This window comes from Hymenobacter persicinus (assembly GCF_004167665.1).
Taxonomy (GTDB): domain Bacteria; phylum Bacteroidota; class Bacteroidia; order Cytophagales; family Hymenobacteraceae; genus Hymenobacter; species Hymenobacter persicinus.
In genome coordinates, this window is the sequence record NZ_SEWE01000100.1 from 1 (window position 1) to 626 (window position 626).

At 68.4% G+C, this 626-nt stretch carries 1 protein-coding gene; it reads left to right on the forward strand.

Going from position 1 to position 626, the window contains the following annotated elements:
* On the forward strand, nucleotides 1-626 hold a 626-nt coding region (locus EWM57_RS21305; RefSeq protein ID WP_207218372.1), incomplete at both ends, for a hypothetical protein.

The window sequence follows — 626 nt, forward strand, 5'->3', positions numbered from 1 at the left end:
CTGAACGCGGGCCTGGGCTACCGCCACTACAGTTCGCCCGTGCAGAGCACCACCGTGGCCGACCTGGCCACCGCCAACTTCTCGCCCGTGGTGAACCCGGCCTACAACACGGTGGGCAACACGGTGACCCCGTTCCCGACCGTCTTCGGCTTCGACGAGGCGCGCATCACCAGCACCTCGGCCGCCACCCAGAGCTTCGACAACGGCTACTTCTCGCCCGCCAGCCTGAGCACCCCGCTCACCGTCGGCCGCGGCTACACGGTCAACCTGGCCGCCAGCGAGAAAGTCGACCTGGTCGGCGCGCTCAACTCCGGCACCGTAGCCGTGGGCACGCTCACGCGCGGCGCCGAGGCCAACTCGGGCTGGCAGCTGCTGGGCAACCCCTACCCCGCCCCATTGGACTGGAGCAAAGCCCGCCAGAGCCTGCCCGCGGGCGTGATTGACGCCGTCTACGTCTACAAGTCCAGCAACCAGTACGACGGCTCCTACCAGTTCTACCAGAACGGCTTCGGCACCTTGCCCGGCGGCCTGATCGGCTCGATGCAGGGCTTCTTTGTGCGCGTCTCCCAGCCCGTGGCCGCGTTCAGCTTCCTGAACGCCTGGCGCGCCACCGACTACCAGAACCC